General features: G+C 71.8%; 20 protein-coding genes. 12 read left to right on the top strand and 8 right to left on the bottom strand.

The window, feature by feature from the left end; translation table 11 throughout:
• Nucleotides 1–39: 39 nt before the first annotated feature.
• Together ACTWQC_RS06655 and ACTWQC_RS06650 are read right to left on the bottom strand one after the other, a co-directional pair.
• Nucleotides 40–408 (bottom strand): hypothetical protein, encoded by a 369-nt coding sequence (locus ACTWQC_RS06655; protein WP_443314597.1) that lies wholly within the window; start codon nt 406–408, stop codon nt 40–42.
• 125 nt (nt 409–533) lie between these two features.
• On the bottom strand, nt 534–1,106 hold the full coding sequence (locus ACTWQC_RS06650) for an FHA domain-containing protein (RefSeq protein ID WP_443314596.1): 573 nt from the start codon (nt 1,104–1,106) through the stop codon (nt 534–536).
• Between the two features lie 253 nt (nt 1,107–1,359).
• Between ACTWQC_RS06650 and ACTWQC_RS06645 the strand changes: the two genes are divergently transcribed.
• The 3 genes from ACTWQC_RS06645 (at nt 1,360) to treZ (ending at nt 7,014) form a co-directional block, all read left to right on the top strand.
• Nucleotides 1,360–3,558, top strand: a complete 2,199-nt coding sequence (locus ACTWQC_RS06645; RefSeq protein WP_443314595.1) for a hypothetical protein — start codon at nt 1,360–1,362, stop codon at nt 3,556–3,558.
• 62 nt (nt 3,559–3,620) lie between these two features.
• The gene (locus ACTWQC_RS06640; RefSeq protein ID WP_443314594.1) at nt 3,621–5,183 is read left to right on the top strand and encodes an ABC transporter substrate-binding protein; all 1,563 of its coding nucleotides are present in this window, start codon (nt 3,621–3,623) and stop codon (nt 5,181–5,183) included.
• 85 nt (nt 5,184–5,268) lie between these two features.
• The gene (treZ, locus tag ACTWQC_RS06635) at nt 5,269–7,014 is read left to right on the top strand and encodes a malto-oligosyltrehalose trehalohydrolase (protein ID WP_443314593.1); all 1,746 of its coding nucleotides are present in this window, start codon (nt 5,269–5,271) and stop codon (nt 7,012–7,014) included.
• Nucleotides 7,015–7,082: 68 nt separating this feature from the next.
• On the opposite strand, the gene ACTWQC_RS06630 is transcribed toward treZ, so the two are convergent.
• Nucleotides 7,083–8,207, bottom strand: a complete 1,125-nt coding sequence (locus ACTWQC_RS06630; RefSeq protein WP_443314592.1) for a M24 family metallopeptidase — start codon at nt 8,205–8,207, stop codon at nt 7,083–7,085.
• Nucleotides 8,208–8,311: 104 nt separating this feature from the next.
• Between ACTWQC_RS06630 and ACTWQC_RS06625 the strand changes: the two genes are divergently transcribed.
• A complete protein-coding gene (locus ACTWQC_RS06625) occupies nt 8,312–8,605 on the top strand; it encodes a DUF3303 family protein (protein ID WP_443314591.1) in 294 nt (97 codons plus the stop codon).
• Between the two features lie 69 nt (nt 8,606–8,674).
• Here the strand turns inward: ACTWQC_RS06625 and ACTWQC_RS06620 are convergent, their stop codons facing one another.
• Nucleotides 8,675–9,301 carry a LysE family translocator gene (locus ACTWQC_RS06620; RefSeq protein ID WP_443314590.1) on the bottom strand — a complete coding sequence of 209 codons (627 nt, stop codon included), beginning with the start codon at nt 9,299–9,301 and terminating at the stop codon, nt 8,675–8,677.
• A 250-nt stretch (nt 9,302–9,551) separates the two neighbouring features.
• Between ACTWQC_RS06620 and ACTWQC_RS06615 the strand changes: the two genes are divergently transcribed.
• Nucleotides 9,552–10,388 (top strand): alpha/beta fold hydrolase, encoded by an 837-nt coding sequence (locus ACTWQC_RS06615; RefSeq protein ID WP_443314589.1) that lies wholly within the window; start codon nt 9,552–9,554, stop codon nt 10,386–10,388.
• Between the two features lie 6 nt (nt 10,389–10,394).
• Here the strand turns inward: ACTWQC_RS06615 and ACTWQC_RS06610 are convergent, their stop codons facing one another.
• On the bottom strand, nt 10,395–10,838 hold the full coding sequence (locus tag ACTWQC_RS06610; protein ID WP_443314588.1) for an ATP-binding protein: 444 nt from the start codon (nt 10,836–10,838) through the stop codon (nt 10,395–10,397).
• 148 nt (nt 10,839–10,986) lie between these two features.
• Here ACTWQC_RS06610 and ACTWQC_RS06605 point away from each other — a divergent pair, with 148 nt between their 5' ends.
• Both ACTWQC_RS06605 and ACTWQC_RS06600 read left to right on the top strand, forming a co-directional pair.
• Nucleotides 10,987–11,808, top strand: a complete 822-nt coding sequence (locus ACTWQC_RS06605) for a helix-turn-helix domain-containing protein (protein WP_443314587.1) — start codon at nt 10,987–10,989, stop codon at nt 11,806–11,808.
• Complete coding sequence (locus ACTWQC_RS06600) at nt 11,805–12,056, top strand: DUF397 domain-containing protein (protein WP_443314586.1); 252 nt, start codon at nt 11,805–11,807, stop codon at nt 12,054–12,056. Before ACTWQC_RS06605 ends, ACTWQC_RS06600 begins: the two co-directional genes overlap by 4 nt.
• Nucleotides 12,057–12,066: 10 nt before the next feature.
• On the opposite strand, the gene ACTWQC_RS06595 is transcribed toward ACTWQC_RS06600, so the two are convergent.
• Together ACTWQC_RS06595 and ACTWQC_RS06590 are read right to left on the bottom strand one after the other, a co-directional pair.
• Nucleotides 12,067–12,513 carry a DUF6224 family protein gene (locus tag ACTWQC_RS06595; protein WP_443314585.1) on the bottom strand — a complete coding sequence of 149 codons (447 nt, stop codon included), beginning with the start codon at nt 12,511–12,513 and terminating at the stop codon, nt 12,067–12,069.
• A gap of 143 nt (nt 12,514–12,656) precedes the next feature.
• Entirely contained in the window at nt 12,657–13,118 is a 462-nt protein-coding gene (locus ACTWQC_RS06590) for a MarR family winged helix-turn-helix transcriptional regulator (protein ID WP_443314584.1), read from the bottom strand.
• 81 nt (nt 13,119–13,199) lie between these two features.
• Here ACTWQC_RS06590 and ACTWQC_RS06585 point away from each other — a divergent pair, with 81 nt between their 5' ends.
• The 3 genes from ACTWQC_RS06585 to ACTWQC_RS06575 all read left to right on the top strand — a co-directional run bounded on the left by ACTWQC_RS06585 (nt 13,200) and on the right by ACTWQC_RS06575 (nt 15,933).
• Nucleotides 13,200–13,571: a VOC family protein gene (locus ACTWQC_RS06585; RefSeq protein ID WP_443314583.1), complete on the top strand. Its 372-nt coding sequence runs from the start codon at nt 13,200–13,202 to the stop codon at nt 13,569–13,571.
• A 2-nt stretch (nt 13,572–13,573) separates the two neighbouring features.
• Nucleotides 13,574–14,554 carry a DNA-3-methyladenine glycosylase family protein gene (locus tag ACTWQC_RS06580; RefSeq protein ID WP_443314582.1) on the top strand — a complete coding sequence of 327 codons (981 nt, stop codon included), beginning with the start codon at nt 13,574–13,576 and terminating at the stop codon, nt 14,552–14,554.
• 179 nt (nt 14,555–14,733) lie between these two features.
• Nucleotides 14,734–15,933 carry a low temperature requirement protein A gene (locus ACTWQC_RS06575; protein ID WP_443314581.1) on the top strand — a complete coding sequence of 400 codons (1,200 nt, stop codon included), beginning with the start codon at nt 14,734–14,736 and terminating at the stop codon, nt 15,931–15,933.
• Between the two features lie 54 nt (nt 15,934–15,987).
• On the opposite strand, the gene ACTWQC_RS06570 is transcribed toward ACTWQC_RS06575, so the two are convergent.
• Nucleotides 15,988–16,347, bottom strand: a complete 360-nt coding sequence (locus tag ACTWQC_RS06570; RefSeq protein WP_443314580.1) for a UBP-type zinc finger domain-containing protein — start codon at nt 16,345–16,347, stop codon at nt 15,988–15,990.
• A gap of 226 nt (nt 16,348–16,573) precedes the next feature.
• Here ACTWQC_RS06570 and ACTWQC_RS06565 point away from each other — a divergent pair, with 226 nt between their 5' ends.
• Together ACTWQC_RS06565 and ACTWQC_RS06560 are read left to right on the top strand one after the other, a co-directional pair.
• Entirely contained in the window at nt 16,574–17,662 is a 1,089-nt protein-coding gene (locus ACTWQC_RS06565) for an NAD-dependent epimerase/dehydratase family protein (RefSeq protein WP_443314579.1), read from the top strand.
• Nucleotides 17,663–17,762: 100 nt separating this feature from the next.
• A complete protein-coding gene (locus ACTWQC_RS06560) occupies nt 17,763–18,926 on the top strand; it encodes a M24 family metallopeptidase (RefSeq protein WP_443314578.1) in 1,164 nt (387 codons plus the stop codon).
• Nucleotides 18,927–18,955: the final 29 nt, after the last annotated feature.

Genomic DNA, 18,955 nt, shown 5'->3' with positions numbered 1-18,955 from the left:
ACAACCGTCCGTCCCCGGGCGATTCGCCCCGGGCGGCGCTCAGACCTCGTCGATGACCAGCCAGCTGCCGTCGGCCGCCTGCCAGTGGGAGAGCCGGGACAGGTCGTCGGTCCACGGGGTCCGCCCGCGCCACTCCAGGCCCGGTGACCCCTCGCCCGCCGAGCGACCCCCGCCGGGGTCGACGACCAGCTGGACCTCGGAGATCCGCTGTGCGCGGGCCCTGCCGGGGGAGAGTTCCTCCGCCGGCCGTACGTACACCCTGCCGTCGGGTGCCACCCAGAATTCGCCGTAGCTCCCCTGGAACAGCTCGGGCGCCTCGACCGGCACCTCGCCCCGCTCCAGGGCCTCCCGGACGGCCGCCAGCGCGGCCCGCCGGGCCTTGCTACCGACGGAACCTTTCCTCGCCATACGTCCATGGTCCCTCCGCGCCGCGCCGTATGCACCCGTCTGCTTCGCCCGGTCCGCCCGCCCCTGTGAAGGGCCGCGGGGAGAGCGCTACGGCCGCCCGCACCGGCCGCACCGCCGGCCGCGCGTCAGCGGGCCGCGAGGTGAAAAGCGATGCGGCCGAAGGTCACCTGGTCGCCCGGCTGGACCGGCGCCCGGCCGGTCACGCGGCGGCCGTTGACCCACGTGCCGTTTGTGGAGCCGAGGTCGCGGAGCACCCAGATGCCGCCCTCGCGGGACAGCTCGGCGTGGACGCGGGAGACGGTGTCGTCGTTCAACCGCAGCCCGTTCGCCGGGTCGCGGCCGATCCGCAGCGGATACGGCCCGGGCTCGGGGAACATCAACTTGGGCAGCCGCTCGACGCGCCACGCCCGGCGCAACCGGATCGAGAACGACGAGACCTTGGCGACCGTCCCGAAGACGAACCGGGACAGCCGCCCCTCCTGGGGCAGATCCGCGGTCAGCGCGTCCAGCTCGGCGTGGCCGCGGGCCGCGAAGGCCAGCTCCATCCGGCGCAGGAAGGTGTCCTGGGACAGCCGCCCCTGGGCGGCCCCCTCGCGGAGGACGGCGATGACACGGTCCCGGTCGGCGTCCGACAGCCGGGCCGGCAGCGGCAGCGCGGGAGGCCGAGGCGTCGGCGTCGGGATGTCATGGAACGTCACGGCCGTGATTGTCCGGCGCGGGGGCGTGAAGTGTCCAGTACGAGTCGCTCCCGTCCCGTACGCGGCAGAAGTTCATGCGCGCGTCCGCGAAGCGTCGCCCGAGCCGCGGCCCACCCCAGCCGCCCCTCCCAAAGGGGGTGGGCGACTGGGGTCAACTTCCGTGTTTCCTCCGTCACTTCGTGACACCATGCTGAACCGCGATCACGCGCCATCCGTGTCAGCACGGCGCCTCGCGTGCCGGAAGGGGGGATCCATGCCGCAGGCTGCACAGGCGCCGCACGTGCCGCCCGCCGGGCTGGCCGAGGTGGACAGGCTGGTGCACGAGTGCTGGCTGCGGCCCCAGGCCGGGCACACCGCGCACTCCACGTACTCCGGGCACACCGGAGACCCCGCGCACACCCTGCACACCGCGCGCACAGGCCCGGACCGCCCGCTCCCCGTGATCGTGCTGCTCGGCCGCCCCGGCAGCGGCAAGACGTACGCGCTCGACCACTTCGAGGCCGTCACCGAGGGCGCCCCGGTCGCCCGTATCGACTTCGCCGCGGTCGCCGACCAGCGCCCGCACGAGGTGGCGTTGCACCTCGCCTTCCTCCTGGCACGCAAGCACCGCGGCAGCAAGCCCCTGCGCTTCCCGCGGCTGCTGCTCGGCCTGCTCGCCGTGCAGCCGCAGCTGTCGCTGACCGACCGCGCCCAGGCCACCCGCGAGCTGCGCCGCGCGCTGCGCCGGGCGCGCAACCGCGGTGCCGCGGCGGACGCGGGCGAGGGCATCGCCGGGCTCGTCGAGACGCTGGGTCTGTCCCCCGTGCCCGGCGTCGACCTGATCCTGGGCGTGCTGCTGCGCAGCTTCGAGTACATGCCGGCGGGCACGTTCCTCAACAGGGCCCTCGCCTCGTACGGTTCCTCGGGCCCGGCCAGCGCGCTGGAGGAGCTGGTCGAGCTCAACCGGCGCAACCGCACCGGCATCCCCGCCGACGCGGAGTTCGTGGACCGCCGGCTGTGCCTGGCGTTCCTCGACGACCTCACCGCCGCGTACGCCCGCGGCCGCCGCGCCCACAACTGCCTCGCCCTGCTGGACGACATCGACCACAACACCGGTGGCACCCGCTTCCTCGACGTGCTGCTGCGGCTGCGCACCGAGCGGGCCAGAGCCGAGGTGTACGACCCGCTGCTCACCGTCGCGAGCAGCGCCACCACGCAGGCCGTGCCCGGCCCCTGCGACGGCGGCCCCGACGATCCGCACACCGCCCACCCCGCCGACGCCTCGTACGCCGCCTGGCGGGCCGGGGCCGGGACGCCGCTGTACGACTGGTGGTACCCGGTGCGGCTGCGTGACCTCGACGAGGTCGAAGTGGCGCTGGAGGCCTCCCGGTTCGAGGCGGAGTCCGCCCGCGGCAACGGCAGGCCGGAGTCCGGGCTGCTGCCCCGCGCCACTCCCCTGGTGCACCGCCTCACCTACGGGCACCCGTGGAGCGTTGCGCAGCTCCACGCCGCCATCGACCGGCTGCTCGAACACACCCCGGAGGATCTGCGCGGCCTGCTGGACACGCCCGTCCAAGGACAGGAAGGAGCCGCCCCGCGCGGACCTCAGCTCGCCGCGGCCGTGCGCGGCCATCTGCTGGCCGGGCTCACCGAGGGCCAGCGGGCGGCCGCGACAAGGATCGCCGCCGCCCGCACCCCGAAGGCGGCCGTCAACTCGGGCCTGCTGAACGGCCAGCCCGAGCACGCCAGGGACACGGTGATGCGCGAGCTGCGCATCCGGCTGTGGCTGTCCCGGCCGGTGCCGGAGGACGCCAACACCCGGGGCGGCAGGGGCCCTTCGGGCTATCTGCGGAACCCGGCGGGGCTGCCCCCGGCCGGGCTTCCGGGCGTGCTGCCCGGCAGCGGCGGCGATGTGCCCGACACCACGTACGACGGCCGCCCGGTCCTGCACCCGTGGCTGCGGCTGCTGCTGCTCGACGAGCTGTCAGGCCCGCCGACCGGCACGGAGGAGGAGTGGCGGACGATCCACGGCACGCTCGCCGACTGGCACCACCGGCACGGCCAGCCGCTGGACTCGCTCTACCACCGGCTGGCACTGAACGGCTTGGAGGAAGTGGTCCGTTACTTCATCACCGGGCTCACCGCGAACGACCTGCGGCCCTGGCTGCGGGAGCTGTACCACGTCACCGCTGCCCCCGTGTACCGGGCGCAGCTGTCGGACGCACCCCCGCCCCGCCGCGCGGGCGAACTGGCCCGCGAACACGCCCCCGAGGCGTACGAGGACCGGGCCCTGGGCCGGCCGCTCGCCGAGCTGTGCGCCGCCCTGTGGCTCGCCGGGGACCCGCGCAACCGGCTGCCGCCCGGCAATCCCGAGCTCAACTACAAGATCGGTGCGATGTTCCGGCAGCTGGCGATGGCGGCGGACGCGGACGCGGACACGCTGCTGGACGAGGCCGCCCGGTACGCCGACTGACCCCCACGAACACAGGCCCCCCGCACCGACCGACTCGCCGAGCCGACGACGGAAGGACCCTCATGTCGCATGGAACCTGGGTGCCCGACCGCCCCCTGTGGGCCCGCTGGCCCTGGAACGCCGTGTCGGCGGTCGCCCTGCTCGCCCTCGTCGCGGGCGCGGCCGTGTGGCTGCTGCGCCCGGAGGACACCTCCTGCGCGCCGGGCGTCGACCGCGTCGGCGCCCCGGAGCAGTGCGTCGGCGTGTCCGACGGCTCGTACTCCTTCAGCGACGGCACCCAGAAGACCGGCGACAACCTCGCCCAGGTGTCCCGGCTGATACGCGAGGAGAACGAGCGGGTCGTCGCGGAGAGCAAGAAGGAGAACGGCCCGAGCTACGTCAGCGTCGTCTATCTCATGCCGATGATCCCCAGGCCCGGGGACACGAACACCCCCGACTCCGTACGCCATGAGCTGCAGGGGGCCTACACCGCGCAGTACGAGGCCAACAACAAGGACAAGTACGGCGACGCCCCCAAGATCAGGCTGCTGCTCGCCAACAGCGGCGTCAGCGACGAGCAGCGCTCCACGGCGCTGCGGCGGATCCGCGAGCGCATCGCCGGCGACCACATCGTCGCCGTCGCCGGCCTGGGCACCAGCACCGACGCAACGGAGAAGATGGTCCGCACGATCACGGCGGACCGGGAGGCCGGCGGCCTCGAGCTCGGCGCCACCGGCTCCGTCCTCACCGCGGACACCCTCAGCAAGGTCAAGGGCCTGGTGCGGGTGGCCCCGACCAACTCCGACGAGGCGGCCGCCGCCGCGGCCCTCCTCAAGCGCAAGCCGTACGCGGGCAAGCGGGTGCTGGTGATACAGGACTCCCGCCCCGACGACCAGTACACCCGCACCCTCGGCGAGGCCTTCCTGCACGCCTTCCCCCAGGACCGGCTCGCCGGGGGAATCGAGGAGTACGACTCGTCGCAGGAGGGCGTGGCCACCGCCTTCAAGACCCGTATGTCCCAGCTGTGCGCGGCGAAGCCGGACGTCGTGTTCTTCGCGGGCCGCGGGATCGACCTGCCCCGCTTCCTCGCCCCGCTGAAGGACCGCCCGTGCACCGACCGCGAGCTGGTCGTCCTCTCCGGGGACGACGTCTCGCAGTCCGCGCAGGCCGCGGGGTTCGACCAGATCAAGGAGACGCTGCGCAGCGGAAACGTACGGCTGCTCTACACCGGCCTCGCGCACCCGGGGGCGTGGGACAAGCGGCCCACTGCCTTCCCCGGGTGGGCCGTCCAGTCGTTCGGGGAGCAGGGCCGGTACCGTTCGGCGTTCTCCGAGGAGACACTCGACGACGGCCAGGCCATCATGGGCCATGACGCCGTGATCACCGCGGTGTCCGGGGTGCGGCTCGCGGCCCGCGCCTCGGAGGCCAGCGGCCGGGTGACCGGCTCGCAGACCATCCAGATCTGGAAGTCACTGCACGGAGTCGAGTCGGTGAAGGGCGCCAGCGGGCTGATCTCGCTGAGCAACGACGGCTCGCCCGAGCGCAAGGCCGTGCCGGTCATCGAGATAGCGCCGAGCGGCACCGTGCGCACCCTGGACGTCTCGGCGAGCTCGGGCACCCCGATGACCGAGCAGGACCTCAGCTGACCGTTGACTGTTGACCGTTGACTGTTGACCGTACGGAACCGCGACCGGCACCGCTGACCGGCGCGCGACGACCGAGGAGCCGTCAATGCTGTTCGAGGTGTGGGCCCCGGAGGCCGGGCGGGTGGAGCTGCACGCGGACGGCGGTACGCACCCCATGGAGCGCGACCCGGTACGCGAAGGCTGGTGGCAGGTGCACGCGCGCGGGGACCACGGCACCCGCTACGGCTTCTCGCTCGACGGCGGCCCCGCCCTGCCCGACCCGCGCTCCCGCCGCCAGCCGGACGGACCCGACGGGCTCAGCGCGGTCGTCGACCACTCCCGCTTCGCATGGCGGCACGCCTGGCACGGCAGGCCGCTGCCCGGCGCGGTGCTGTACGAGCTGCACGTGGGCACGTACACCCGCGAGGGCACCTTCGACGCGGCGGCCCAACGGCTGGACCACCTGGCCGAGTTGGGGATCACGCACATCGAGCTGATGCCGGTGTGCTCGTTCCCCGGCACGCACGGCTGGGGCTACGAGGGCGTGTCGCTGTGGGCGGTGCACGAGCCGTACGGCGGGCCCGACGGGCTGAAGCGCTTTGTCGACGCGGCGCACGCGCACGGGCTGGGCGTGGTGCTGGACGTGGTGCACAATCACTTCGGCCCGTCCGGCAACCACCTCCCCGCCTTCGGCCCGTACTTCACCGAGACCCACCACACGCCGTGGGGCGCGGCCGTGAATCTCGACGCGCCCGGCTCCGACGACGTGCGCGCGTATCTGCTGGGCAGCGCGTTGGCCTGGCTGTGCGACTACCGGCTCGACGGCCTCCGGCTCGACGCGGTCCACGCCCTGCGCGACACCCGGGCCCTGCCCTTCCTGGCCGAGCTGTCCGCCGCCGTGGACGCGCTGGCCGCGGAGACCGGGCGCCCGCTGTTCCTCGTCGCGGAGTCCGACCTCAACGACCCGCGCACCACCGCCCCGCGCGAGGCGGGCGGCCTCGGTCTGCACGCCCAGTGGAACGACGACTTCCACCATGCCCTGCACACCGCCCTCACCGGCGAGTCCCAGGGCTACTACGCCGACTTCGCGCGCGACGCCCCCGCCGCCCTCGCCAAGACCCTGACCAGCGGCTTCTTCCACGACGGCACGTACTCCAGCTTCCGCGGCCGCTCCCACGGGCGACCGCTCGACCGCCGTACGACGCCCGCGCACCGGCTGCTGGCCCACGCGCAGACGCACGACCAGATCGGCAACCGGGCGCTGGGCGACCGGCTGTCCGCGCACCTCTCCCCCGGGCTGCTCGCCTGTGCCGCGGCCCTCGTCCTCACCTCCCCCTTCACCCCCATGCTCTTCATGGGCGAGGAGTGGGGCGCGGGCACGCCCTGGCAGTTCTTCACCGACCACACGGACCCGGAGCTGGCGGAGGCCATAAGGACCGGCCGCAGACGGGAGTTCGCGGCCCACGGCTGGGCAGAGTCGGCCATACCCGACCCCCAGGACCCGGCGACCCGCGACCGGTCCTGCCTGGACTGGTCGGAGCCGGGGCGCGAACCGCACGCCCGGCTGCTGGCCTGGCACCGCGAGCTGATCGCACTCCGCCGCGCACGCGCGGAACTGAGCGACCCGGACCTGTCCGCGGTCCGGGTCGCGTACGGGGAGCGGGAGCGGTGGCTGGTGTTCGGGCGGGGCGCGGTCCGGACCGCGGTGAACCTGTCCGCGGAGGACGAGGCGAAGGTCCCGGTGGGACCAGGCCGGGCGCAGGTCCTCGCCGCGTGGACCCCGTGCGACCCCGTAACGGACGGCCTCCTCCGCCTCCCCCCGGAGTCAGCGGCGGTGGTCACGGTCACCTAGATGTGGGCATTCGTTCCGCGGGGCTGGGAGGTGCCCCCAGCCCCGCGGAACGAATGCCCACAAACCGGTCACTCGACAACGGCCAGCTCCCGCGAGGTGTTGTTGAGCCGCCGCCCGCCGCCCTCCGTGACGGTCACGATGTCCTCGATCCGTACGCCGAACCGCCCCGGGAGATAGATCCCCGGCTCAACGGAGAAGCACATGCCGGGCACGAGCGGCCGCTCCTCCCCCTCGACCATGTACGGCGGCTCGTGCGTGGTCACCCCGATGCCGTGCCCGGTGCGGTGGATGAACCGCTCCCCGTACCCCGCCTCCGTGATCACGGCCCGCGCCACCCGGTCCACCTCCTGGCAGGCGATGCCGGGCCGTACCGCCTCGACGGCGGCCTGCTGCGCCCGCCGCACGACGTCGTGCACGGCCTGCTCCTCAGCGCTGGGCTCGCCGACGTGGACGGTCCGCGACGTGTCGGAGCCGTAGCCGTGCTTGAGGCCGCCGAAGTCGAGGACGACCATGTCGCCCTGCCTCATGACCCGGTCGCCCGCCTCGTGGTGCGGATCGGCGCCGTTCGGCCCCGAGCCGACGACCGTGAAGTCGACCTGCGAGTGGCCGAGTTGGGTCAGCAGATGGGCCAGCTCGGTGGCGATGTCGGACTCCCGCCGGCCGGTGAAGCGGACCCGGAGGATCTCCTCGTACGCGGCGTCGGCCGCGGCCCCGGCCGCAGCGAGCCGCTCGAGCTCGGCGGCGTCCTTGACCGCGCGCAGCATGGGCAGGCAGTCGGTGAGCGCGGCGTACGAGGTGCCAGGCAGGGCGTCCTGGAGGCCGAGCAGATGCAGGGCCCAGGTGTTGTCGCTGACGCCGTAGCGGCCCGCCGGGTCCAGCAGCGGGGCTGCGACGCCGTACGGGTCCTTGCCGTCGGTCCAGTCACGGAGGGTGAGCGCGGCCGCCCCAGCCGCCTGCTCCGCGTCACCGCGCTCCAGTGTGGGCACGACGAGCACCGGGTCCCGGTCCGCGGCGAGGACGAGCAGGGTGAGCCGCTCGGTGGCCGCGATCGGCTGGTAGCCGGTGAGGTGGACGAGGTCGGGGCCGGGTGCGACGAGCAGGCCCGCAAGCCCGGCCTCGTCGGCGGCCCGGACGGCGCGGGCCATCCGGGCTGCGTAGTCCTCGGTCGTGAAGGGGGCGGGCGCGGCGTCCATGGGGTCAGTCTCGCAGGCCGGCGGGCCGCAGTCAGGAGATGTTGCGGCTGCGAAACCGCAGGCAGAGCCTGGAAGAGGAAGGATTCCCGGAAGGAGTGAGTGCGATGCGCATGATGTTCAAGGCCCGCCTGGACACCCCCGCCTCGAACGAAGCAGTCAAGAGCGGCACCCTGCCGCAGGTCATCCAGTCGACCATCGACCGTCTGCACCCGGAGGCGGCCTACTTCCTGCCCGAGGAGGGCCACCGGTCCTGCGTCATGGTCTTCGACTTGGAGGACCCGTCGCAGATTCCCTCGATCGCCGAGCCGTTCTTCACGGAGTTCGACGCGGAGGTGGACTTCCAGCCGGTGATGAACCTCGAGGACCTGCAGAAGGGCCTGGCCGCACTGAAGCGGTAGGGCCTGAGTCCGTTATAGCCGCGCGAGCGCCATGCCTGGCCGCGTGGTACGGGGCCGCTCGGCGGCGGCTCAGCCGTCGAGCGCCATCCGTACGCCGAGGGCCACCAGCACACCGCCCGAGATCCGCTCCATCCGGCGCCGCACCACCGCCCGGTCGAAGAGCCTCTTCATCCGGCCGACGAACCATACGTACCCGCCGTAGTAACCGACCTCGAAGACCGCCCAGAGCGCCGCGAGTCCGACCATCGCGGGCAGTTCGGGGGCGCCCGCGGGCACGAACTGCGGGAGGAAGGACATCGCGAAGAACGCGGCCTTCGGGTTGGCCAGGTTCATCAGCAGCCCGGCCCGGTACGAGCGCCAGGACGAGGTCCGCACCTGCCGCTCGGGCGCGCGGGCTGCCGCGTCCTGGCCGTGCCGCCGCGCGGACCGGATCCCCTGCACCCCGAACCAGACCAGCACCACCGCGCCGACGATGCGCATCACGTCGTACGCGACCTGGGACGCGGCGAGCAGCGCGGTGAGCCCGAGGGCGGCGACCACGCCCCAGATGAAGACCCCGGTCTCATTGCCGAGCACCGTGAAGAACCCGGCGCGCTTGCTCTGCAGCGAATGCCGGATGATCAATACGGTGCTCGGCCCGGGCGAGGCGGCGATCAGCAGGCAGGCGCCGAGGAAGGCGAGCAGGGTGCTCAGCATTGCGCCATGTTCGCCGCCGCAGGCCTCCCGCGCCAGCGAATTAGCCTGCCGAGGGCCTTCTCCCCCACCCGCGCGAACCCCCCGCCCGCGGTCGCGGCGCGTGCCCCCGCCCCCGGGGTCCGGGGCGGAGCCCGGCCTCCTGGGCGAAGGGGTGATCGCTGATGTACGGCGGCTGATCCGGATCGCGTCGCCCTCCCGGGCTCCCGGCTCCCGGCAGGCGCGAGCCGCTGCCCCGGCTTACGGTGCGAATATGGCGTTGCTGATGGTCGGCACCGAGAACGACACCCCGATCGAGCTCTACTACGAGGACCACGGGCAGGGCCCGCCCGTGGTCCTCATCCACGGCTGGCCGCTGAGCGGACGCACCTGGGAGTACCAGACCGGCCCCCTCGTCGACGCCGGACACCGGGTGATCACCTACGACCGCCGCGGCTTCGGCAAGTCCTCCCAGCCCTGGGGCGGCTACGACTACCCCACCTTCGCCGCCGACCTCCACGCCCTGATCGAGTACCTCGACCTGCGCAGGGCCACCCTGGTCGGCTTCTCCATGGGCGGCGGCGAGGTGGCCCGCTACATCTCCTCGTACGGCACCCGTCGGGTCGCCAAGGCCGTCTTCGCCGCAGCCGTGACGCCGTATCTCCACAAGTCCGCCGAGAACCCCGAAGGCGCGATGGACGACGCCACCATCGCCGCGTTCGAGGATGGGGTGCGCCGCGACCGGATCGCGCTCGTGGACCTTTTCACCACCACCTTCTTCGCCGCGGGCGACCAGCACGACCTGATCAGCGAGGTCCAGCGCGCGTACTACCGCGACATCGCCGCGGCCGCCTCGCCGAAGGGCACCCTGGACTGCATCGGCGCCCTGGCCCGCACCGACTTCCGCGCCGACCTCGGCAAGTTCGACCTGCCCACGCTCGTGATCCACGGCGGCTCGGACGCGCTCGTCCCGTTCGAGGCGAGCGGCAAACGGACGCACGAGGCGGTCGCGAACAGCCGCCTCGTCCTCATCGAGGGCGGCCCGCACGGCGTCAACACCACCCACCCCGAGCAGTTCAACGAGGCATTGCTGGACTTCCTGGACAGCTGACGCCGCTCAGGCGCGGTCGAGCTCCGCCCGCACGGTCTTGCCGACGGGAACGCGGTCGATGACCTCCCATCGGGAGGCGATGGCGTCGACGAGTACGAGCCCCCGCCCGGTCTCCGAGTCGCACGGCGGCAGCACCACGTCTCCGGGAACCGGCGGCCGCCGCTCCGTACGGGTGTCGCTCACCTCGATCCGCAGCGCCGCGGGGAGCAGATCGAGGCGCACTTCGAAGTCCCGCCCCGGAACCCGGCCATGGGTGACCGCATTCGCGGCGAGCTCGGCCACGATCAGGGCGGCGGAGTCGGAGAGCGCGCTGCCGTAGGGAATTCCCCAGTCGTCGAGGCGGAGCAGCACGAGATGCCGGGCGAGGCGGGCGCCGAGACGCGTAGCGCTGAAGCGGTACCTGAACACACGTACGGTGACGGGGCCTTGGGGGCGGGCGTGGACTGACATGCCGTAACCGTGGCCGCGGCGCGGGCGGGACGGCCAGGTCAGCGACTCGTACGGAGGGTCAGCGTACGGGCACTCAGGGTGGACAGTACGCGTAACGCACCGTGACCATAGGTGAGTTGGCGAGTTGGGCTCTCGGAGGGAATGGGACATGTCGAGCAACAACGAGCCGGAATCGTCGGACAGCCTCAAGGCGTTCGGGGCGGTGGCGAAGGTCTTCCGCGAGCGAGCGGGCCTCACCCAGGAGGAACTGGCCCCCCTGGTGCGGTACTCCCCGGAAACGGTCGCCTCGATCGAACAGGGCCGCCGCTTTCCGCAACGGGAGTTCATCGACCGGGCGGAGGAGGCGCTCGATGCGTTCGGGACGTTACGGGCGGCGGCGCGGCACTTGGCCCGGAGGCCGGGGCTGGCGTCGTGGTTCCGCCAGTGGGCGGGGCTTGAGGAAGAGGCGATCAGCCTGTGCATGTACGAATGCCGGGCGGTACCGGGTCTGTTGCAGAGCAATGCGTACGCACGGGCCGTGTTCCACAGCCGGGTGCCGCTGCTGACCGACGCACAGATCGACTCCCAGCTCACCGCACGCCTGGACCGACAGCGCCTGCTACACGACAGGCCGAACACGGCGTTCAGCTTCATCGTCGAAGAGGCGCTGATCCTGCGGCGGACTGGAGGTGTGAACGTCACCCGCGAGCTCATCGACCACTTACTGGAATGTGCGGAACTCCGGAACGTTGAGATCCAGATCATGCCGCTGGTACGAGAAGACCACGCCGGGCTCGAGGGGCCCATCAGGCTGCTCGAGACGCCGGATCACGAGTGGTTCGGCTATTCGGAAGGCCAACGCAGCGGCCAATTGATCTCTGACCGGAAAGAGGTCAGCGTGCTCCATATGCGGTATGCGAAACTGCGTTCACAGGCTCTCACCCCCGATGACTCCGTGAGCCTGCTGAAGCAGATGCGAGGAGCGCTATGAGCACCAGCGAGCTGGCCTGGTTCAAGAGCAGCTACAGCGGGGGCGACGGCGACGAGTGCGTCGAAGTTGCCCTCTCCTGGCACAAGTCCAGCCACAGCAGCGGCGACGGAGACTGCTGCGTCGAGGTCGCCACCTGCCCCGACACCATCCACGTCCGGGACTCCAAGGACCAGCAGGGCCCCCAACTCGCCTTCTCCCCCGACGCCTGGTCAGCCTTCATCACGTACGTCGCCACGTCCAGGATGTAACCGACCCCGCTCAGGACGCCATGGACCGCAGCGTCCGCTCCCGCACGGTGTCGAGGAAGGCGGGCACGTCTTCCATTTTCGTCCCGACGCACTGCACGATCAGGCCCATCACGTCGCCTGCCGACAAGGCGCCCACCACGGGTGAGGTGTGGGCGAGTTCGACGCGTTCCTTGATGCGCTCGACCATGAGGATGGCCAGGTTGAGTTCAGGAACGTCCGTCGTGCTCTTGAAGTCGAGGCCCTCCTTGATGACCCACATCTCCGGGATGACCAGCCCGTAGACGATGAGATGAGCGAGCGCGAACATCGACCGGGCGGTCTCCCTCGCCTTCTCCCCGTCCCCGTCGTCACCGTGCAGGACGTCCAAGGCGGCCGCGTCGTCCGCGAGGTGCGCCTGGATGAGCGCCACGCCGTGCAGCACTTCTTCCTTGGTGTACGGCCGCGGGTGTCGGTTCATCTGACCCAACTCCTGCTCACTGTCCGCTTATTTCAGAGCACTCAGTGTGTCAGGCCCGACGCGGCCGGTCATGCCGTTCACGACATGTCGGCCAGGCTGTCGCCACCCGGCGCGGCGCAGCGCGGCCGCGGCGGGTCGGCGGGTCATCCGCCGAGGGCCGCCGCCATGCGGTCGAGGTCGGCGAGGAGGGCTGCCAGGCGCCGCTGCGGGATCGCCTCGACCATCTGCCGTTCGATGGCATAGACGGCCGACCGGGCCGCGTCGAGACGGCTGCGGCCTTCTGCGGTGAGGTGGGCGGGAAGGGCGCGGCCGTGGTCGGTGGTGAGCGGCCGGGAGATCAACCCCGCGTCCTGGAGGCCGCGGAGGACGACGTTCATGGACTGCCGTGTGACGAATGCGCCGCGGGCGAGTTCGGCGTTGGACAGGCCGGGTTGCTGGTCGAGAAGTTCGAGGCATGCGTACTGCGGAACCGTCAGGCCGTGCTCGCGCAGCGCTTTGTCCATAGCGCCGCGCAGCGCCGCAGCGGAGCGTTTGAGGCGGTATCCCACATGCTCGGTGACGTCCTGAGCGGGATGGGGCGGTTCCACGGGCTTCCGGTCTTCCATGTCAGGATTTTGACATAGGCGGGTGCTGTGAGTACAGTCCTTGATGTCAAAGTCCTGACATCAAGGAATCGAGGAGGACCCATGACTGTCACCGTCGACGGCCCTGACTTCATCGCTCTGCAGGTGCGCGATGTCGAGGCAGCGGCCGCCTTCTGCGAAAAGCACCTTGGGCTGCGGAGGGCGCCTGCCTCGCCTCCCGGTGCAGTGGTGTTCACCACCGAGCCGATCCCGTTCGCCGTCCGCGAGCCGCTCCCGGGAGTGGATCTCGACGAGGTCGCCCGGCCTGGTCTTGGAGCAGCCCTGTGGTTCCGCACCACTGACGCCCAGGAGCTGCACGACCAGCTCGCTGCCGCCGGGGTGCCCATCATCAGCCCGCCGCAGGACAGTCCCTTCGGCCGCATGTTCACCTTCACCGGCCCCGAGGGCTACGCCATCACGGCGCACGGAGGCTGACCATGACCGCCGTCGCCATCGCCCCACGCGGCCCCTTCTCGCTCGCGGCGAGTGTGCGGTTCCTGGAAGGCTTCACCCCCGCGAGCTATCACCAGGCGGCGGACGGGATGCTCCGCCTGGCCTTCCCCTCCGACGACGGCCACTCGACGGTCGCCGCCGCGGTGCGACAGGAGGAGACGGCAGACGGCACCGCGGGCAGGGTACGGGCCGAGTTCACCGTCCACCCCGGCGACGCGGACCACCCCCCGGCGGACCCCGCATCCGCCGGGTCCGGGCCCGGCAAGGCCGTCCGGGCCCAGCTCGCCCGCATCCTCTCGCTCGATGTCGACGGCAGCGGCTTCCCCGAACTCGCCGCCGCCGATCCCGTGGTGTCCAGTCTCATCGCGGATTATCCGGGGCTTCGGCCGGTGTGCTTCTACTCGCCTTACGAAGCCGCCGCGTGGGCGGTCATCGGTCACCGCATCCGCATGACTCAGGCCGCCGCCGTCAAGGCTCGCCTCGCCGAGCAGCACGGACAGTGCGTCCAGATTGCGGGCCAGACCCTGCACGCCTTCCCTGCCCCTCCAGCCCTGCGCACGACCACCCGCGTCCCCGGCCTGACCGACGTGAAGGTCGAGCGGCTGCATGCACTGGCCGAAGCAGCCACCGCCGGCGAGCTCGACGCCGCACGCCTGCGCGCGATGCCGGCGGACGACGCCCTCGCGACGCTGCGCACCCTGCCCGGCATCGGGCCCTTCTCCGCGGAACTCATCCTCATCCGCGGCGCCGGACACCCCGACGTCTTCCCCCGACACGAACGACGCCTGCGCGCGTCCATGGCCGACGCATACGACCTCGGCGAGACCGGCTCCGACGACGTGCGCCGGCTGGCCGAGATCGCCGACCGATGGAAGCCCTACCGCAGTTGGATCGCACTCCTGCTACGCGTCCGCGCCGAGCGCATGCCCCAAGCAGGCTCGTGCAAGGGCAGCCAGGCGTTGTAGCCACACGGTCCGGACCGCGCCCGACGGCGGTCTTGGGGTGAGCCTTCGTGCTGATCCCGAGCGCGAGTTTCACCGGCCCCAAGACCGCCGTCGGAGGTGAGGTCGGGAGGAACCGCGACACGCACGCGCTCGTCCGTCTCCCGCGCGGCTGGACGAGTCTCCGTCCCTAACCTCGGATCATGATCGGCCTCTTCGCCCGGTTCGCGCAGCGATTCACCGCCATGCCCGCACGCGACCCCGACGAGGGTTACCGGACGGCCACGGTGCTGGAGCTCTTCTTCGATCTGGTCTTCGTCGTCGCCCTGGCCCAGGGGGCGGACGGTCTGCACCACGCGATCGTCGAAGGGCACCCGGGCACGGGAACGCTCGGATACGTGGCGGTGTTCTTCGCCATCTGGTGGGCGTGGGTCAACTGGACGTGGTTCGCCTCCGCCTTCGACTGCGACGACGCCCTCTACCGCATCGCCACCTTTGCGCAGATGTTCGGCGCGCTGTGGCTGGCCGCGGGAGTGCCGGAGGCGTACGAGGGCCATTTCGCCATCGTGGTGACGGGGTACGTCATCATGCGGCTGGCCCTGGTCAGCCAGTGGCTGCGGGCGGCGGCGGCGAACCCCGGCATGCGGCCTGCAGCGCTGCGCTTCGCCATCGGGATCACGGCCGTTCAGGTCTGCTGGGTGGCGCGGCTCGCGCTGCCGCAGGCCTGGGCCGTCCCCACCTTCGCGCTCCTGTGGATGGTGGAGATGGCCATTCCCTGGTGGGCCGAGCACCACCAGGCCACGCCCTGGCATCCGGAGCACATCGCGGAGCGCTATGTGCTCTTCACCATGATCGTCCTCGGCGAATCGGTGCTCGCCGCGACGCTGGCCATCAAGTCGGCTGTGGCGGAGCACGCGTCGACCAGCACTCTGGTCGGGGTGGCGATCAGCGGATTCGCGATCGTCTGCTCGATGTGGTGGCTGTACAACTCCCGGCCCGCCGGACCCTTCCTGCGCGACCGCAGCCGCGCCTTTCCCTGGGGCTACGGCCACTACGCGATCTTCGGCGCCATCGCGGCGGTGGGCACCGGGATCTCGGTGATGATCGACCACAGGGCCGGCAAGGCATCCGAAGCCGTGCTCAGCACGGCCTCGGCCGGAGCGACGGTGGCGATTCCCACGGCGATCTTCCTGTTCAGCGTCTGGTGCGTCCACATCAAACCCCACCGGCCCGGCCGGATCAGCGACGGGGCGTACCTCCTCGGCACCGCCCTCGTACTGCTCACTCCGCTGACACCCGCACCGCTCGAACTGACCGCCGCCACCCTGGTCGCGGTCACCCTCGCCACGGAGCACAGCAAGGCTGCGGGGGTACGACCCGAAGGGCCGGCCTCCCCCGCGTAGTGCGGAGGATGCGGGACGGGCCCCGGGGCGCGCGCGGGCTTCGGGGCCCGTGCTTCAGTGCAGCTGAAGCTGCCAGTCGGCGGGTACGCGACCGCTGGGGCCCGGTGTCGGCTGGGAGGACGGATGCGCGGTCGGCCCGGCCAGCTGCGGCCCGTCGTAGTACTCGTGGGTGTCGATGTTCCAGTACCAGTCCTCACCGGGTTCGAAGCTGGTCAGGAAGGGGTGTCCCGCCTGGCGTGCGTGCTGGGTGCCGTGCTGGGAGGGGGAGGAGTCGCAGCAGCCGATGTGGCCGCAGGCGGCGCAGCGCCGCAGATGCAGCCACCAGCCCGGCCCGTCGCCCGCCAGGCACTCGACGCATCCCTCTCCGCTGGGCTCGACGGTCGGGTCGATACCGGGGATCTGTTCCTGTGACATGACGCGCCTCCTCGATCGGGACGGGCGGCCCGCCGGCCTCCGACCGGCACTTTCCAGCGTTACCGAATCACACGAGCGGTGCATCCGCTGGGTGGCGAGGCGACCCAAGGTGATCCGCACCCGGCGCGTGGGGCGCGTTTCGAGGGGAGGCGGTCGGGCACCCGTCGCGCGTTGGCACCCGAGGTGTGTGCTCGGACACGAGGAACCGCCCTAGGAGGAGGCTGACATGACCAGGGGCGAATCAGGCGGTCAGGGCCTGCGGGTCGTGGTCGTCGGAGCCACCGGCAACGTCGGTACGAGCGTGCTCCAGGCGCTCGGCGACGACCCTCGGATCACGTCCGTGCTGGGGCTCGCCCGCAGGGTCCCCGACTGGACTCCGCCCAAGACGACCTGGGCGAGCACCGACGTCGGGGACGAGGCGGCAGGAGCCGATCTCGCCGGGCATTTCAGGGGCGCGGACGCGGTGATCCATCTCGCCTGGCTGTTCCAGCCCACGCACGATCCCGTCACCACCTGGCGGACCAACGTCCTCGGCAGCGTCAGGGTCTTCGAGGCGGCGGCCCAGGCGGAGGTGCCCGCCCTCGTGTACGCGTCGTCGGTGGGTGCCTACTCACCGGGCCCGAAGGACCGGCCGGTCGGCGAATCCTGGCCCACGCACGGCTGGCCCGAGGCTGCCTACACCCGCGAGAAGGCCTACCTCGAGCGGACCCTGGACGCCTTCGAGAGCACACACCCCTCGATGCGGGTGGTACGGCTACGGCCCGCTTTCATCTTCAAGCGGGAGTCGGCCAGCGAGCAGCGCAGGCTGTTCGCGGGGCCACTGGTCCCCGGAAGCCTGGTGCGCCCCTCGCTGCTGCCCGTCGTACCGGACCTCCCCGGGCTGCGGTTCCAGGCACTGCACGCCGCCGACGCGGCCGAGGCCTACCGGCTCGCGGCCACCCAGCAGGTCCGCGGCGCCTTCAACCTGGCCGCCGAGCCCGAGGTCGACGCCCGGCTGCTGGCCGAGCTGCTCAGCGCCAAGGTCGTACGCGTGCCGGCCGCGCCGGTACGCGCCGGCCTCGCCGCCGCCTGGCGGCTCCACCTCGTCCCCGCCTCGCCGAACCTCTTCGACGCCGTGCTCCGACTGCCGATCATGGACGCCTCGCGGGCCCGCGAGGAACTGGGCTGGCAGCCCCGGTACACGGCGGAGGAGGCCCTGCGGGAGTTCCTGTCCGGCCTCCGCGAGGGAGCGGGCGCGCCGACGGCCCCCCTGACGCCGCGCACCCGGGGCGGGCGCTTCGGCGAACTCGCCACGGGAGTCGGCAGGCGGGCCTGACGGGTGCTTCGTACGGCTCCGGAGCCCCTGACGTGGGTGGTTCGTGCGGCTCCGGGGCCCTGACGTGGGTGGTTCGTGCGGCCCCGGAGGTGTGCATCCCATGCCCGAGGACGTATCGGCCACCTGCCCCGCCTTCCCGCCCGAAGAGTTCCAGCAGCGCCGGCGGAACCTCACCGCCGGCATGGCGGAACGCGGGCTGCCGGTGCTTGTCGTCACCGCCCCGGAGGACATCTACTACCTGACCGGCTACAACAACCAAGGTCACTTCGCCTTCACCGCTCTCGTGGCAGGTGTCGCCGGCGGACCGATTCTTGTGGCCCGCACCATGGAGGCGCCCACCGCGGCGGCTCAGGTTCCCGACTGCGCCTTCGCGGGCTATGACGATGACGCCGACCCTGCGGCGGTTCTCGCCGACACGATCAGGCACGTCGGCGCCGCCCCGGAATCAATCGGCCACCAGCCGAACTCGATGACCTTCCCCATCGCCGTCTGGAACCGGACCCGCCGCATCCTGGCCTCAGCAGCGTGGGCGGACGCCACCGACCTGCTCATCGGCCTGCGCGCGGTGCACTCGGACCGGGAGATCGCCTGCATCAGAGCAGCGGCGAGCCTGTCGGACCGCGGCATGCGGTCTGCGCTCGACGCCCTCGGAGACGGAGTGTCCGAGGCGGAGGTGGCCGCGGCCATCCAGCACACGATCACCGGCGGGGGCAGCGACTATCCGGGGTTCGCGCCGCTCGTACGGCACATCGACCGCGTGGACCATGAACACTTCGCGTGGTCCACGCGTCGGCTGCACGCTGGGGACACCGTGTTCATCGAGATGTCTGCCGCCGTCGCGCGCTACCACGCGCCGCTCACCCGCACCGTTCCCGTCGGAGGACAGCTCCGGGACCTCCGGGGCCACGCGGCTGCCGACGTCGCCCTCGCAGGACATGGCGCGATGCGCGCCGCGATCCGGCCCGGCCGCACCGCCGAGGACGTCTACCGCGCCTGGCGCAGCAGCGTCGATGCCGAACTCGGGGTGCCCAACGATCGCCACCACTGCGGCTATCTCATCGGCATCGGTTTTCCTCCCGCCTGGGTGGGCGGAAGTACCGTGATCGGGCTGCGCCCGGGCAACGTGATGGTGCTTCGCCCGGGCATGACGTTCTACATCCAGTCCTGGGTGATCAGGCAGAAGGTCGGAAGCCATGTGGTGTGCGACACCGTGCTCGTCACCGAGGACGGCTGCGAACTGCTCACCGCGACGGCCCGCCGCTGAGCCGGGCGGGCAGGGCCTTCACCGTGCTG

This window comes from Streptomyces sp. 8N616 (genome assembly GCF_052246385.1).
GTDB lineage: Bacteria > Actinomycetota > Actinomycetes > Streptomycetales > Streptomycetaceae > Streptomyces.
Note: the sequence above shows the minus strand (reverse complement) of the source record. Positions and strands in the feature narration are given on the sequence as shown.